The 14,824-nt window shown below is 67.8% G+C and carries 12 protein-coding genes; 9 read left to right on the forward strand and 3 right to left on the reverse strand.

Going from position 1 to position 14,824, the window contains the following annotated elements; genetic code table 11:
* Positions 1-173 precede the first annotated feature (173 nt).
* A complete protein-coding gene (locus tag VG561_RS19885) occupies positions 174-1,658 on the forward strand; it encodes a DUF4434 domain-containing protein (RefSeq protein ID WP_142235136.1) in 1,485 nt (494 codons plus the stop codon).
* Positions 1,659-1,662: 4 nt separating this feature from the next.
* Here the strand turns inward: VG561_RS19885 and VG561_RS19890 are convergent, their stop codons facing one another.
* Positions 1,663-2,127 (reverse strand): MarR family winged helix-turn-helix transcriptional regulator, encoded by a 465-nt coding sequence (locus VG561_RS19890; RefSeq protein WP_142235137.1) that lies wholly within the window; start codon positions 2,125-2,127, stop codon positions 1,663-1,665.
* Positions 2,128-2,176: 49 nt separating this feature from the next.
* Between VG561_RS19890 and VG561_RS19895 the strand changes: the two genes are divergently transcribed.
* The 3 genes from VG561_RS19895 (at position 2,177) to VG561_RS19905 (ending at position 6,823) form a co-directional block, all read left to right on the forward strand.
* Positions 2,177-3,088 carry a S41 family peptidase gene (locus VG561_RS19895; protein ID WP_049439338.1) on the forward strand — a complete coding sequence of 304 codons (912 nt, stop codon included), beginning with the start codon at positions 2,177-2,179 and terminating at the stop codon, positions 3,086-3,088.
* A 98-nt stretch (positions 3,089-3,186) separates the two neighbouring features.
* Positions 3,187-4,080 carry an NAD-dependent epimerase/dehydratase family protein gene (locus tag VG561_RS19900; RefSeq protein WP_014648518.1) on the forward strand — a complete coding sequence of 298 codons (894 nt, stop codon included), beginning with the start codon at positions 3,187-3,189 and terminating at the stop codon, positions 4,078-4,080.
* A 211-nt stretch (positions 4,081-4,291) separates the two neighbouring features.
* Positions 4,292-6,823: a methyl-accepting chemotaxis protein gene (locus VG561_RS19905; RefSeq protein ID WP_423179919.1), complete on the forward strand. Its 2,532-nt coding sequence runs from the start codon at positions 4,292-4,294 to the stop codon at positions 6,821-6,823.
* A gap of 78 nt (positions 6,824-6,901) precedes the next feature.
* On the opposite strand, the gene VG561_RS19910 is transcribed toward VG561_RS19905, so the two are convergent.
* The gene (locus VG561_RS19910) at positions 6,902-7,288 is read right to left on the reverse strand and encodes a DUF2628 domain-containing protein (protein ID WP_142235139.1); all 387 of its coding nucleotides are present in this window, start codon (positions 7,286-7,288) and stop codon (positions 6,902-6,904) included.
* Positions 7,289-7,505: 217 nt separating this feature from the next.
* On the opposite strand from VG561_RS19910, the gene VG561_RS19915 reads away from it, so the two are divergent.
* Positions 7,506-7,676, forward strand: a complete 171-nt coding sequence (locus VG561_RS19915) for a hypothetical protein (RefSeq protein ID WP_005419553.1) — start codon at positions 7,506-7,508, stop codon at positions 7,674-7,676.
* Between the two features lie 60 nt (positions 7,677-7,736).
* Here the strand turns inward: VG561_RS19915 and VG561_RS19920 are convergent, their stop codons facing one another.
* A complete protein-coding gene (locus VG561_RS19920; RefSeq protein WP_142235140.1) occupies positions 7,737-9,782 on the reverse strand; it encodes a TonB-dependent receptor domain-containing protein in 2,046 nt (681 codons plus the stop codon).
* A 496-nt stretch (positions 9,783-10,278) separates the two neighbouring features.
* Here VG561_RS19920 and mdoH point away from each other — a divergent pair, with 496 nt between their 5' ends.
* The 4 genes from mdoH to VG561_RS19940 are packed head-to-tail and all read left to right on the forward strand — an operon-like array spanning position 10,279 to position 14,703.
* The gene (gene mdoH / locus VG561_RS19925) at positions 10,279-12,204 is read left to right on the forward strand and encodes a glucans biosynthesis glucosyltransferase MdoH (protein ID WP_049404751.1); all 1,926 of its coding nucleotides are present in this window, start codon (positions 10,279-10,281) and stop codon (positions 12,202-12,204) included.
* Between the two features lie 50 nt (positions 12,205-12,254).
* Entirely contained in the window at positions 12,255-12,914 is a 660-nt protein-coding gene (locus tag VG561_RS19930; RefSeq protein ID WP_197575529.1) for a dienelactone hydrolase family protein, read from the forward strand.
* Between the two features lie 3 nt (positions 12,915-12,917).
* Positions 12,918-13,961 (forward strand): sensor histidine kinase, encoded by a 1,044-nt coding sequence (locus VG561_RS19935; RefSeq protein WP_185741895.1) that lies wholly within the window; start codon positions 12,918-12,920, stop codon positions 13,959-13,961.
* 10 nt (positions 13,962-13,971) lie between these two features.
* Positions 13,972-14,703: a LytR/AlgR family response regulator transcription factor gene (locus VG561_RS19940; protein ID WP_014648511.1), complete on the forward strand. Its 732-nt coding sequence runs from the start codon at positions 13,972-13,974 to the stop codon at positions 14,701-14,703.
* Positions 14,704-14,824: the final 121 nt, after the last annotated feature.

Genomic DNA, 14,824 nt, shown 5'->3' on the forward strand with positions numbered 1-14,824 from the left:
AGGGGAGCTCATCCTTGCGTGTGCCCGGCTAAGGCAGTGTCCGCACCGGCGGTGCTGCCCTCACGCCACGCCGCACTGGCTTTCACGACGCAACTACGCCGCTGCGCGAGTGAGCGCCGCTTGGCTAGGATGGACCGGCATGGCGGATGACCGCCCAGACAGGAAAGGACGCCGTGAACAGATTCGGATGGCTTGTACTGCTGGCCTGCGCTGCACCGGCCCATGCAGACACTGCGCTGCTGAGCGGCAGTTTCGTTCACTTCGGTTACTCGTCCACCGATGAGCAGCTGCCAGCGGCGCAGCTGCCGCTGTTCCTCGACGAACTGCGGGACCTGGGCAACGACACGCTCATCATCGGCCAGACCCGCGCCACGCGTGCCGGCGTGGGCTGCGCCAGCAGCGCGCAGGATTTCGAATGGATCGCCGGCTTCCCGGCCAAGCTGGGCACGGTGCTGGACGCGGCCGCAGCGCGTGGGATGAAGGTCGTGGTCGGCACCACCTACAGTTCGGGCCAGTGTGCGGCGTTCTGGCAGGGCTCGAACGCTGCAGCGGTGGCGCAGGACGCAGCGCAGTCGATGGCGCAGCTGGCCCAGCAGTACGCGATGCATCCGGCATTCGCCGGCTGGTACATCACCGATGAGCCCGCGCAGGTACCGGCCGAGCGTGCGTCGTTCTATCGTTCAATCGTTTCCACACTGAAAGCGGCGACGCCATCCAGGCCGGTGATGGTGGCGCCCTATCTGGCATCCTCCAGCGTCGACCCGGCCAGCGTGGCCAGTGCTGCGCTACGGTTTCGCTCTGCCACGGGGGTCGACGTGCAGATCTGGCAGGACGGCATCGGCGCGGCGTCGCACGCGAAACTGTTCCAGTGGGATCGACCGGGCTATTCCACCGAGCAGTACTACCAGGCGTTGTCGGCGCAGCTGGGCGCCAGCGCTGTGTGGGCCGACATCGAGCTGTTCAACCATGGCAGCCCGCTGTTCCTTGATGCCGGTAACGGCCTGTCCGGTGCATACCGGTCGGCGTCGGTGCAGCGCATCAACCAGCAGTTGTGGAGCGCGCGTTCGGCTGGCAAGCGCGTTGCCTGGCTCAACCAGTACCACATGTCCGAAGTGGTCGGCCCCGGCCAGGGCTACGGCGAGGCGCCGCGGATGATGAACACCTATCGCGGGTTGTACGGGTTGGGTGCCTCGTACATCGTCGATCCGGTGCAGACCACCTATCACTACAGCGTGGCGCCGGCGACCAGCTATCCCGACGGCAGCGGCCATGAGCTGTTCGACCGCCGGGTAGGCGACCCGCGCAATCCGATGGACGCGGGCTGGGTAGGCGTGCACGGCAACGTCAGCATCACCATCGACCTGGGCCAGCGCCGACGGGTGGACTGGATCGGCCTGCATACGATGACCCGCCCGGCCTGGGGCATCGTCACGCCGACTTCGGTGGAGGTGATGTGCGCCGAGCCCGGAACTGCCGCCGTAACCATCGGCACGCTGTCGGCACCCTTCACCCAGTCCGGCGTGATGGGCTCGACCGAAGAGGAGTACGTGCTCGGCAATGCAGCCCCCCTGGCTGCGCAATGCCGCACGCTGGAGCTGCGCGTGGCCAACGGCAGCTGGACCTTCCTCAGCGAGATCGAGATGGCTGCAGAGCAGTAACGCCTCAGCGCCGGCGGGCGTCCTGCAGGCGCTGTGCGAAGGGCCGTTGTTCGAGCGCCACCAGTGCATTGCGCAGCACCTGCTCCAACGACTGCCCCAGATCGGCATCGAGGCTGCGTGCCGCCACTGCGGTGGCCTGCCATTGCGCCTGCAGCACAGGCATCGCGCGCTGCGCGCGCGGGCTCAACTGCAGGATGCGTTCGCGCCCGTCGTCACCATTGGCAGTGTGCAGCCAACCATCGCGCACCATCGCCGCCACGGTCTGGCTGAGCGCCGAATGGCTGAGCCCGCAGGCCAGCGCGAGGTCCTTGATCCGGCAGGGGCCCTGCGCCATCAGCGTGCGCAGCACCGGCGTGTAGCGCGGCCGGTAGTCCAGTTGCAGGTGCCGGTAGGCCTGCTCGACGGCCGGGTCCAGCTGGTCCAGCAGTGCGCGCAGCAGGGTACCCAGCGTGGCGTGTTGGAGATCCATGAGTGGGATGATATATAAGCGCTTATATATCCTCAATGCGGGGTGGATGATGGCGGTCTCCTGGATGCTCGGCGCGCTGCTGGCGACGGCCTGCCCGGCGCAGGATGCGGTGCTGCAGGCGGCCGCCAGCGCCGTGCAGGCGCAGTACCTGGACGAGGCGGAGGCCGCCCGCATCGCCGATGCCCTGCGCAGCTGGTCGGCGCAGCAGCGGTATGCGGACAGCTGTTCGGATCCTGCTGCGTTCAGCGCACGCCTGAACCAGGACCTGGACATGTTCGATGGCCACTTCCACGTTGAGCGCGTGGACGCAGCTGCCGGCCAGGACGACTGGTTGATGGCCTGGCGTGCCGATGCCCGCAGCAATGGTGCCGGTGTGCGCGAGGTGCGGGTGCTGGAAGGCAACATTGGCTACCTGCGGTTGAGTACTTTTTACCCGCTGGATCTGGCGCGGCCGAAGTTCGCTGCGGCCTTCACGCTGCTGGCCGACACCGATGGCCTGGTGCTGGATCTGCGCCAGAACGGGGGAGGCGACGATGCAAGTGCCGACCTGCTGGTGCGCACGCTGCTGGACGCGAAGATCGGCGCGGTGCAGCAGCTGGACCAGCGTGGCCGGCGCACGCCGGTACCGCTGCCGCCTGCCAGCCTGCCTGTGTACCTGAAGCCGCTGGTGGTGCTGATCGACCGGCGTACCGGTTCGGCGGCCGAGTTCGTCGCCTATTCGCTGCAGGCCCTGGGCCGCGCGCGCATTGTCGGCACGCGCAGTGGCGGTGCCGCGCATATGTTTGGTGATCCTGTGCTGCTGCCCGATGGCTATCAGATCAGCATTCCCGACCGGCAACCGATCAATCTGCGCACCGGCGGCAACTGGGAAGGCACCGGCGTGAGGCCTGATGTGGCCGGCGGCGACGATCCGCTGTTCATCGCGCGGCAACTGCTGGCGCCTGCGAAGTCGTCAAGATGAACGCACGATTGCATGGCTGTCCTATCGCAGATGCGCGAACGCATGCCTAGAATCGAAGCATCCCGGTAGTTCCCGGGCGCTTCGAGTGAATGGACTCAATGAAGATTCTGTTGACCGGCAGTTCCGGGCGCATCGGGCGCGCGATCTTCGGTGCGTTGGCGGCCGCCCACGAAGTGGTGGGGCTGGACCGCAGCCCGTTCGCCACCACGCGCATCATTGCCGATGTCACCGATCGCCAGGCGGTCACGCGTGCGGTGCAGGGCGTGGACGCGGTCATCCATACCGCGGCCCTGCATGCTCCGCATGTCGGCCTGGTGCCGGACGCGGTATTCCAGCAGATCAACGTGGAGGCAACCGCGCACCTGCTGCAGGCCGCACGCGAAGCCGGCGCACGGCGTTTCGTGCTGACCAGCACCACCGCGCTGTACGGCCATGCCGTGGTAGCCGGTGGCTGCCGTTGGATCGATGAAGACACCGAGCCGCTGCCGCGCACGATCTACCACCGCACCAAGTTGCAGGCCGAGACCCTGGCTGAAGCTGCCGCCACGCCGGGCTTCAGCGTTCGCGTGCTGCGCATGGGCCGGTGCTTCCCGGAACCGCCCGAGCGCATGGCGATGTTCCGCCTGCATCGCGGCATCGACGCCCGCGATGTGGCCAGCGCACACGCTGCACTGCTGCTCGACGAAGGCGCCCGATTCGCCCGCTATCTCGCCTGCGCACCGACGCCGTTCCGGCGCGAGGACTGCCTGGAACTGGCCACCCACCCGCGCAGCGTGCTGGCCCGTCGCGCGCCGCAGCTGCTGGCCGAGTTCGAACGCCGTGGCTGGCCGCTGCCATTGAGCATCGACCGTGTCTACGACAGTGCCCGCCTGCGCAGTGAGCTGGGCTGGCAACCGTGCTTCGGGCCGGACGACGTGCTGCAGCAGTATGCCGTCGGCAGCATCGAGGTACTGCCGCGCGCGCAGTGGATCAAGGACCGCGTGGCCGAGTGAGGCCATCGCGACGGACGGGTGGCTGACCCGACCCTGAGCAGATTCAGGAATGTGCAGGCCGGTCGCCTCAACCTCGTTGGCGGGCGGCCGCTAACCCGGTGCGCTTCCAGCGCCGGGCCCGCCCGGCGGCCGGTGGCCTGCGCGACGGATCGCGCGCCTGCGCGGTGCCTTCGTGGTGCCGGTCGACCTGAACTGCCTTGCGGACCCTCCCATGCCTTCTTCCCGTTCCGCCGCTGCCCGCCGCCCGGGCAGCATCGCCCACAAGCTGATGCTGGGCACCGCCGCGATCGCGCTGCTGTGCTTCGGCCTGACCGCGTTCCTGATCTATCGCCAGGCCAGCGCCAGCCTGATCAGCGCCTCACGCCAGACCATGACCAGCGAGGCGACCGCTGAGGCGCGCCAGGTGGCGGCCGATCTGGGCACCGCCTTTGCCAGCAACGATGCCATGGTTGAAAGCGTGCTGGCCCAGCGCGCCCGTGGTGACGTGCCCGACCGCGCCAGTCTGGCGGCGGTGCTGGGCGAGCAGCTGCGCGCCCATCCCGAATGGCTGGGCAAGAGCACCATGTGGGAGGCCGATGCCTTCGACGGCAAGGATGCCGAGTTCGTCAACACCGAGGCGCACGATGCCACCGGCCGCTACATGAGCTACTGGGCCTGGCAGGAGGGCAAGCCGCAGCAGTCGGTGATGACCGATTACACCGAGACCGCCAGCGGTTCCGGTGACTGGTACATGGTGCCCAGCCGCGACAAGCTGCCGAAAGTGAGCGAACCGTATGCCTATGACATCGCCGGGCAGCAGGTGCTGATGAGTACGCTGAGCACGCCGATCATCGAGAACGACAGGTTCCTCGGTGTGTTCACCGTCGACTTCTCGCTGGCAGCGTTGCAGAAGCACCTGGCCACGCTGCAGCCGATGGGGGCCGGCCGCGTCGAACTGCTGTCGCCGAAGGGCGTGGTGCTGGCCTCGGCCAATGCCGCCGAAATCGGCAAGCCTCGCAACGACGCACTGACCCGCAGCATGCTGGCCGAGATCGCCGCCGACCGCCCCTTCGAGGCCTTCAGCCCCGATGCGGCCGGCAACGTGCGCGTGTATGTGCCGCTGCGCGTGGGCGATGCCCCGCAGCGCTTCGCGCTGGGCGTGGTGATGCCGCATGCGGTGATCGTGGCCGAAGCGCGCCAGCTGCTGTGGCTGACCCTGCTGGTCGGCGTGATCGCCGCGCTGACCCTCAGCGCCGGTGTCTACATACTGCTGCGCCGCCTGGCGATCCGCCCGCTGGCCGAAGCGGTGCGCGTGGCCGGTGACGTCGCCGCCGGCAAGCTGGACAGCACCCTGCCGGCGCGCAGCAACGACGAAGTGGGGCGCCTGCTGGACGCGATGCAGGGCATGCGCGGCCAGCTGCAGGCGGTGATGGCTGCGCAGGCCGAAATGGCGCGCCGCCACGATGCCGGTGAACTCAGCTACCGCATGGATGCCGCGGCGTTCCCGGGCGAGTACGGCCGCATGGTGGCCGACAGCAACCAGCTGGTGGCCTCCAGCAACGCGGTCACCCAGCGCCTGGTTGAAGTGATGCAGCGCTATGCCGTCGGCGACCTCAGCGTGGACATGGAAGCACTGCCGGGCGAGAAGGCGGTGTTCACCGCTGCGATGGCGACCACCAAGCGCAACCTGGCCGCGATCAACGAGCAGATCCAGCAGCTTGCCGCTGCGGCCGCCGCCGGTGACTTCGCCGTGCGCGGCGATGCACTGCGCTTCGACCACGATTTCCGCCGCATGGTGGAGACCCTCAACACCATGATGGAAGTCAGCGACCACAACCTGGCCGCACTGTCGACGCTGCTGCGCGCGATCGCCGGCGGTGACCTCAGTACCCGCATGCAGGGTGACTTCCATGGGGTATTTGCGGTGATGCGCGACGATGCCAACAGCACCGTGCAGCACCTGACCCAGATCGTCGGCCAGATCCAGCAGTCGGCAGCCAGCATCCGCCTGGCCGCCGGTGAGATCGCTGCCGGCAACAGCGACCTGTCGCGCCGTACCGAACAGCAGGCTGCCAACCTGGAAGAAACCGCCGCGTCGATGGAAGAACTGACCTCCACCGTGCGCCAGAACGCCGACCACGCGCTGCAGGCCAACGCGCTGGCCGGTTCCGCGGCGGGCGTGGCCAGCGAAGGCGGCCAGGTGGTCAGCCAGGTGGTGCACACCATGGAGCAGATCGAGGCGTCTTCGCAGCGCATCGCCGAGATCATCTCGGTGATCGATGGCATTGCGTTCCAGACCAACATCCTGGCGTTGAACGCGGCAGTGGAAGCGGCGCGCGCCGGTGAGCAGGGCCGTGGCTTCGCCGGGGTTGCCAGTGAAGTGCGCGCGTTGGCGCAGCGTTCGGCGGGTGCTGCGAAGGAGATCAAGGAGCTGATCGACGCCTCGGTGGCCCAGGTCGGTGCCGGTGCGCAGCTGGTGCACGGCGCGGGGCGCACCATGCAGGACATCGTCGGTCAGGTCGGTCGGGTCAACGAGATCATGGCCGAGATCTCGGCCGCGTCGCGCGAACAATCGGCCGGCATCGAGCAGGTCAACCAGACTGTGGTGCAGATGGACGAAACCACCCAGCAGAACGCCGCGCTGGTGGAGGAAGCCAGTGCCGCCGCGCGCGCGATGGAGGAGCAGGCCGAGCAGCTGGCGGTGGCGGTGTCGCGCTTCCGCCTGCAGGCCGAGCCGGCGGCCGTGGCACGCCGCGCGGCCTGATCGCGCAAATGAAGACGCCCGGCGGGGGCCGGGCGTCGGTTGCATCCTTGCCGCGCATCCCTGCGCCGGTCTGATGGCTTAGAACATTCCTTCAAACGGGTTCCAGCTGGTGCGACCTTCCACCTTCTCCAGGTAGTAGCTGTAGTTGGTGCTGGAGGCGACCAGCAGATTCATCGCGATGAACAGCATGCGCCCGACGACGTCGGGAAGGAACATGCTGACGATGGCCAGCGCGATGTTGATGCCGATGACCACCAGCGCCTTGCGCCACATGCCCAGGATCAACAGGTAGATCGCACCGAAGAACAACGCGAAGAAGTTCAGGTTGATCTTCAGGCGGTCACCGAACGACAGCGCCTTCCAGGCCTGCTTGAAACCGGGATTCTTGGGCGCGCCATGCTGGCGGAAGAAGTTGAAGCGGAACTGCCACTTCGGGCTGAACTGGGACAGGTCAGTGGTATTCATTTGGGGGAAACATCCCTGTGAGAAAACGTTTTCATGATAAGGCAAGTCCTATTCAGGATCCAAGGGCTGCCGTCAAAAATGTGACGCGTGCCGTGTTCCACAGGCTGCGGCCGGGTGCCGCACCGTCACCCGCCCGCCTTGTTTTTAGGATAGGGTGCGCAGTTCCGCTGCCGCCCCGGTTGGACCCGTGCGGCGGCGGGATGTCCATGGAGGTTGCATGACCACACCTGCTACACCGGAAAACGCACCGGGACCGGTGCTCCTGCCGACACCTGAAGTGGTGCAGGCACAACAACTGCTCGCACGCCAGCAACTGGCGGTGGCGATGGACCGTGCGCGCACGGCCGCCACGCGGGACGCGGCACCGGCCGCGCTGGAAAGCGAGTAACCCGCAATACCGTCGATCGCGCTGGCATGTCGCCAGCGCGATCACGGCGCGTGCCGCCGGTCAGAAGCGCGCGGTCATGCTGAGGAAGTAGCTGCGCCCGGCGACGAAGTAGTCGGTGGAGCCTTCCGCATACAGCTTCTTGTCGGCCAGGTTGCTGACGCCACCGCGCAGGGTCAGCACCTCGTTGACGTTCCATGCCACGGTCAGGTCATACAGGGTGTAGGCCTTGAGGAAGGTCGTGGCGGTGCCGGTCTGCTTGCCGGTGTACTGCGCCGACAGGCTGCCGGAGAACACCGTATTCGGCGACCAGTCCAGCGACGAGTAGCCGGAGAATTCCGGCGTATCGATCAGGTTGCGGCCGGTGGTCAGGTTCCTGGCTTCCTTCATCCAGGTCGCCGAGGTGCGCCAGCGCCACTGCTCACCGAAGCGGACGTTGAAGTTGCCTTCCATGCCGCTGGTGCGCGCGCGCTGCACGTTGCTCATGCGCGTCCACCAGATGCCGTTGAAGCGGCCCAGCGGTGCGTATTCGATCTTGTTCCGGAAGTCGGTGTGGAAGTAGGTCACGCCAACATCGATCAGGTCATTGTCGAAGCTGATGCCGATCTCGCGGTTGGTGCTGGTTTCCGGATCCAGGTCCGGGTTGCCGGCCATGTAGCACCCGCCGCGGGTATAACCCAGCGGGATCAGCGAGGTGCAGCCACGGCCGCCGGACTGGGTGGCAGCGGTGGCCGAGTTCTCGGTCAGGCTGGGCGCACGGAACCCCTTGGAGACGCCACCGCGGATGGTCCACTGTTCGGCCGGATGCCAGACCAGGTACGCACGCGGGCTGACGTGGCCGCCGAACTTCTCATGGTGGTCCAGGCGCGCGCCCACGGTCAGGGCCAGGGTGCGGTGCAGCTTCAGTTCGTCTTCGACAAACAGCGCCCAGGTATCCACTTCCAGGCTGGAGCCGCTGACGGCGTTGCCGGCGTAGTCGATCGGCGCGCGGCCGATGGTATCGGTGTTGGTCAGTTCCTGGCGCTTCCACTGCCCACCCACGGCAAACTGGTGTTCAACGCCCAGAGTGAACGGCGTGGTCAGGCTGCCTTCGATGATCGTGTCGGTGGCCTCTGAGCGGCCGGTGGCGCCGATGTCGTTCTTGTATTCGGTCCAGTACGCGCTGAGCCTGGAGGTGCCGAAGCTCCACGTGCCATCGTGGTTGAGCGCCAGCGAGCTGCGCTTGAGCTCACTGGCTCCCCAGGCGCCTTCGTCCTGCTTTTCCAGCGACGCATCGATGAAGGCCTGCTGCACGCCATGGCCGGCTTCCAGCGACAGTTCCTGTGCGTCGCTCAGCTTCCACTGCAGCAGCGCATCGACAGTGCGGTCCTTCTCGCCGGCGTAGGCATTGCCGTAGACACCGTGGTTGGACTGGTCCGAATCACGGCGCATGCTGTTGGCACCGATGCGCAGGCCGAAGCGTTCGCCCAGTGGGCCGGAGAAGGTCGCGCCGATCTGCTGGGTATCGCCGCGCTTGCCATCACCGGGACGGGTGTAGCTGTGGGTGGCGCTGCCGTTCCATTCGTCGCCGATGCGCCGGGTGATGATGTTGATCACCCCGCCCATGGCGTCGGAGCCGTACAGCGAGGACATCGGCCCACGCACCACTTCGATGCGTTCGATCTGGTCGGGCGAGATCCAGTTCAGGTCCTGGCGGCCGAGGTCGGGGCGGTAGTTGGTCGCGGCCGAGCTGCCCATGCGCTTGCCGTCCACCAGCACCAGCGTGTAGTTGGACGGCATGCCGCGCAGCTTGATCTTGGACTGTTCGCCGACGGCGCTGAGGCCGCCGGTCACGCCCGGCACGCGGCTGAGCAGGGTGGCCAGGTCGGGAACCGGCTGGCGCTCGATGTCCTCACGGCTGATCACGCTGATGCTGGCCGGGGCATCCTTGATCCATTGCTGGCTGCCCGAGGCGGTGACCACCACGGTATCCAGATCCTTGGTGGAGGCATCGGTGCCGGCCTCTGCAGCGGCCAGGCCTGGCAGGGCCAGCAGGCAGGCGGAGGCCAGGGCAGGGGCCAGGCGGGTGCGCGGCAGGCGCGCGGAACGGGAACGGGACGATGGGGACATGGCGGCTTCCATGGGAGGTGGGGTGACCCGGTGGAAGCAGCAGGCGCAGGCAGACAGCAGGCAGCCACCCTTCCGTGGGTCGTCGGTGCGCGCGGTGTGGACCGGCGCAGCTGGGTGGGTCGCGGCCGTGCGGAAGACGGTGACCTGCCTGGTTAATGAAATGATAACCGTTCGCGTTTGATACGATCCAGTACCCGGGGCGATGCAATGACATCTGGCCATCCCCCGACGTGATCGCCTGCTATTTGCTGAATGGGGATAAATCCCGGCGTAGGCCTTCGCACCCGGCTTACATTCAGCGCCCTAGACTGGGCCGCATTTTCGATTCCGCCCCGTTGGAGATCGTGTGGGTTCCGGTAGTGACAGACATCGACTGTGCGGCCTGAAGCCGACACAGTCTGGACAAGTGCGGGCGCCGGGAAAGCGCGCCGGGAACCTTGGTGCATGCAGCCCGGCCGGGATAGCCGGCCGTGCCGACGGCGCGGAGTAGGCGGCGATGGGGGTGCAGACCATCCATGCGGAAGCAGAAACGCCCCGGCTCGACGCCGGCTGGGCGCTGCTGCCCGCTGAATCTCCGTTGCAGATGCCCGAACAGACCCTGCGCGAAGGTGCACTGAAGGTCCGGCGGCATCGCACGTCGCCGCGCCTGATCGGCCTGCGCCGGCTGTACATCTTCGGTGGCACGCTCGGCATGACCGCCGTGGCCACGCGGATGATGTGGCGGGTGCTGTCGGCCAATGGCATCAGCGTGCTCGAAGCCTGCCTGCTGGTGCTGTTCGTTGGCCTGTTTGCCTGGATCGCGCTGTCTTTCGCCAGCGCCCTGGCCGGCTTCCTGACCGCCGTGTTCGACCGTGGCTATCGCCTCGGCATCGACCCGGACAAGCCGCTGCCGACCGTGCACAGCCGCACCGCGCTGCTGATGCCGACCTACAACGAAGACCCGCGCCGCCTGCTGGCGGGCCTGCAGGCGATCTACGAGTCGGTGGCGGCCACCGGCCAGCTCGGCCGATTCGATTTCTTCGTGCTCAGCGATACCCGTCGCGAGGACATCGCCGCTGCCGAGGAGCGGGTGTTCGGCGAGCTGCGCGAGCGGGTGCCGGACGGCCAGACCCGCCTGTTCTACCGTCGCCGTGGTGACAACAGCGGGCGCAAGGCCGGCAACATCGCCGACTGGGTCCGTCGCTTCGGCGGTGCCTACCCGCAGATGCTGATCCTCGACGCCGACAGCCTGATGACCGGCGACAGCATCGTGCGCCTGGTGGCCGGCATGGAGCACAACGCCGACGTCGGCCTGATCCAGACCCTGCCGTCGGTGATCGGCGGCCGCACCCTGTTCGCACGCATGCAGCAGTTCGGTGGCCGCGTGTACGGGCCGGTGATCGCCCGTGGCGTGGCCTGGTGGCATGGCGCCGAGAGCAACTACTGGGGCCACAACGCCATCATCCGTACCCGCGCCTTCGCCGACCACGCCGGCCTGCCGGCGCTGCCGGGGCGCAAGCCGTTCGGCGGCCACGTGCTCAGCCATGACTTCGTCGAAGCAGCGTTGATGCGTCGTGGCGGCTGGGCTGCGCACATGGTGCCCTACCTCGGTGGCAGCTATGAAGAGGGCCCGCCGACGCTGACCGATCTGCTGGTTCGCGACCGCCGCTGGTGCCAGGGCAACCTGCAGCACGGCAAGGTCGTGGGCAGCCGCGGCCTGCACTGGATCAGCCGCACGCACATGCTGATCGGCATCGGCCACTATTTCACCGCACCGATGTGGGCAATGCTGATGCTGATCGGCATCGCCATCCCGCTGTTCCAGGAGGGCATCGACTTCAATGCCCTGCTGCACCTGTCGCCCAGCGTGTACTGGCGCGCACAGGACGAAGAGCAGGTGGTGCGCCTGTTCGCCGCCACGATGGCGGTACTGCTGCTGCCCAAGGTGCTCGGTTACCTGGCGATGCTGCTGGACCCGGTCGACCGCCGTGGCTGCGGCGGTGCGATCCGTGCCTTCGTGTCGATGCTGGTGGAAACCGTGCTGGCCGCGCTGATGGCGCCGGTGGTGATGTACGTGCAGTCGCGGGGCGTGGCCGAAGTGTTGTCCGGCCGCGATTCCGGCTGGGATGCGCAGCAGCGTGACGACGGCGGCATCTCGTGGCTGGCACTGATCCGCGGCTACGGTGGCCTGGGTGTGTTCGGCGCCTTCATGGGCGTGCTGGCCTGGGCCGTGTCGCCGTCGCTGGCGGCGTGGATGGCGCCGGTGGTGATCGGCATGGTATTGGCCATTCCGGTGGTGGCGCTGACCTCCTCGCGTGGTCCGGGCGCCTTCCTGCATCGCCTGGGCCTGCTGGACATTCCCGAAGAGAACATCCCGCCACCGGTACTGGTCCGCGCCGCGCAGCTGCGGCGCGAAGCGGCCGAGCAACCGCCGCTGTACTGATTGCCCCACGCCAGCGGCATAATGCGGCTCGAACTTGAAGGAGCCGCATCATGCTGCAAACGGTGGAACAGGAAACCGGCGCCTCGCCGCAGTGGTCGGTGATCTGGCTGCACGGCCTCGGCGCCGATGGCCATGATTTCGCGCCGATCGTGCCGGAGCTGGTGCGGCCGCACTGGCCGGCGCTGCGCTTCGTGTTCCCGCACGCACCGGTGCGGCCGATCACGATCAACAACGGCGTGCCCATGCGCGGCTGGTACGACATCGTCGGCATGGACTTCCGGTCGCGTGCCGACATGGCCGGCGTGCAGGAATCGGTGGTGCAGCTGGACGCGCTGATCGCGCGCGAGATCGAGCGTGGCGTCGCGGCGGAGAAGATCTTCCTGGCCGGCTTCTCGCAGGGTGGTGCGATCATCCTGACTGCTGCGCTGTCGCGCACCGCGCCACTGGCCGGCCTGATCGCCCTGTCCACCTATCTGCCCGAAGCCGACAGTGCCACGCGCGTTGAAGGCGCGGTGCAGGTGCCGGTGTTCATGGCCCATGGCAGTGGCGACCCGGTGATTCCGCAGGCCGTGGCGGCCCACAGCGCACAGGCGCTGCGTACGCTGGGCCTGGACGTGGCGTGGCACAGCTACCCGATGGCCCACCAGGTCTGTGCCGAGGAAATCCGGGCGCTGGGCGACTGGCTCCAGGAACGGCTGGGCGCGGCCTGAGCCATGTCCCCGGCCAGCCCATCGCCGTGGATGCCGGAACTGTGCCGCCTGCCGCGGCTGGCGGCGATGCTGGGCCTGGCCGAGCTGGTGGTGGTGGTGCTGGCGCTTGCGCCGGATGGCAGCCGCCACTGGACCGTTGGCGAGCTGCTGTCGGCCAGCGGCTTCGCGCTGTGGCTGGCGCTGGCCGTGACCGCCAGCCTGTGCCTGCTGCGGCAGGCGCTGTCCAGGCTGCCGCAGGTGATGGGGGCGGTCGCTGCCATCGCACTGGCGGCCCTGATCGCGGTCGTCTGCGCCGGCATCGTGCACGCGCTGTACGCGGTGCTGGGTGACAGCTTCGCCAACGGCATCAGCTTCTGGCGCTTCACCCTCGGCAGCGCCGCCACCACCGCGCTGATCACCGCGCTGGCGCTGCGCTACTTCTATGTCAGCGACCGCTGGGCCGCGCAGGTGCAGGCCAATGCACGCGCCCAGGCCGATGCGCTGCAGGCGCGCATCCGCCCGCATTTCCTGTTCAACAGCATGAACCTCATCGCCAGCCTGCTGCATCGGGACCCGGCGGTGGCCGAGCGTGCCGTGCTCGACCTGTCCGATCTGTTCCGTGCTGCGCTCGGTGCAGGCGAGGGCGATTCCACCCTGCGCGACGAATGCGAACTGGCCGAGCGCTACCTGTCGATCGAATCGCTGCGCCTGGGCGAACGCCTGCAGGTGCGCTGGCAGCGTGACGAGCCGCTGCCGTGGGACCTGCCATTGCCAAGGCTGGTACTGCAGCCGCTGGTGGAAAACGCCGTGCTGCATGGCATTTCGCGCCTGCCCGAGGGCGGCACCATCGAGCTGCAGCTGCTGCGCGAGGGCAACGATCTGCAGATCCGCGTGCGCAATCCCGCGCCTGATCCGCAGGCGCCCGGGCTGGCCCTGGCGCGGGGGGCTGGCCATGCCCAGCACAGCATCGGCCATCGGCTGGCCTGGCGCTTTGGCAGTGCCGCGCGGATGACGGCTGGCTGGAGCGAGGGCTACTATGCCTGCCAGGTGACAGTGCCGATCCAGTGAGGGGACGATCGTGAGGGTAGTCATCGCCGATGACGAACCACTGGCGCGTGAGCGCCTGCGCAGCCTGTTGGCCGCACAGGACGGCGTGGACGTGGTGGCCGAGGCCGGCAACGGCGAGCAGGCCCTGCACGCGTGCGCGGAGCTGCAGCCGGACCTGGTCCTGCTGGACATCGCAATGCCTGGGCTGGACGGCCTGGAAGCAGCCCGCCACCTGGCCAGCTTCGAACCGCGGCCGGCGGTGGTGTTCTGCACTGCCTACGATGCGCATGCGCTGTCGGCCTTCGAAGCGGCAGCCATCGATTACCTGATGAAGCCGGTGCGCGCCGAACGCCTGGCAGCGGCGATTGCACGGGCACGCACGTTCCTGGCCGGTCGCGATGGCCAGCCGCAGGCGCACAGCGGGCAGCAGGCACGCAGCGTACTGTGCGCACGCCTGCGCGGCAGCCTGCGGCTGATTCCGCTGGACGACATCCACTACCTGCAGGCCGAAGAGAAGTACGTGGTGGTGCACCACGCGCGCGGCGAGGACCTGATCGAGGAATCGCTGAAGTCGCTGGAGGAAGAGTTCGCCAGCCGCTTCATCCGCATCCATCGCAACTGCCTGGTGGCGCGGCACGAGCTGGTGGAGCTGCGCCGCGGCTCCGGCGGGCAGGTGCAGGCGGTGCTGCGGCATGGCAGGCAGCCGCTGGAAGTCAGCCGCCGCTGTGTGGCGACGCTGAAGCAGGAACTGCGGCATCTGTGAGTGGTCCCGCGCGGCCTGCGGCCGCGACTGCTTACAGATCAACATCAACATCAAGATCAACAGCAGGTTGGCCGGCTCGTTGTTCTTACGTGCTGGGTCGGGGCCGGGGGGGGGGGGGGGG

Source organism: Stenotrophomonas sp. CASM110 (assembly GCF_049384345.1).
GTDB lineage: Bacteria > Pseudomonadota > Gammaproteobacteria > Xanthomonadales > Xanthomonadaceae > Stenotrophomonas > Stenotrophomonas muris.

Bases quoted from the DNA above. Each gene is read 5' to 3' on its own strand.
- VG561_RS19930 (WP_197575529.1), top strand. From the start codon at position 12,255: ATGCTGCAAACGGTGGAACAGGAAACCGGCGCCTCGCCGCAGTGGTCG.
- mdoH (WP_049404751.1), top strand. From the start codon at position 10,279: ATGGGGGTGCAGACCATCCATGCGGAAGCAGAAACGCCCCGGCTCGAC.
- VG561_RS19900 (WP_014648518.1), top strand. From the start codon at position 3,187: ATGAAGATTCTGTTGACCGGCAGTTCCGGGCGCATCGGGCGCGCGATC.
- VG561_RS19910 (WP_142235139.1), bottom strand. From the start codon at position 7,288: ATGAATACCACTGACCTGTCCCAGTTCAGCCCGAAGTGGCAGTTCCGC.
- VG561_RS19895 (WP_049439338.1), top strand. From the start codon at position 2,177: ATGGCGGTCTCCTGGATGCTCGGCGCGCTGCTGGCGACGGCCTGCCCG.
- VG561_RS19920 (WP_142235140.1), bottom strand. From the start codon at position 9,782: ATGTCCCCATCGTCCCGTTCCCGTTCCGCGCGCCTGCCGCGCACCCGC.
- VG561_RS19905 (WP_423179919.1), top strand. From the start codon at position 4,292: ATGCCTTCTTCCCGTTCCGCCGCTGCCCGCCGCCCGGGCAGCATCGCC.
- VG561_RS19935 (WP_185741895.1), top strand. From the start codon at position 12,918: ATGTCCCCGGCCAGCCCATCGCCGTGGATGCCGGAACTGTGCCGCCTG.
- VG561_RS19890 (WP_142235137.1), bottom strand. From the start codon at position 2,127: ATGGATCTCCAACACGCCACGCTGGGTACCCTGCTGCGCGCACTGCTG.
- VG561_RS19915 (WP_005419553.1), top strand. From the start codon at position 7,506: ATGACCACACCTGCTACACCGGAAAACGCACCGGGACCGGTGCTCCTG.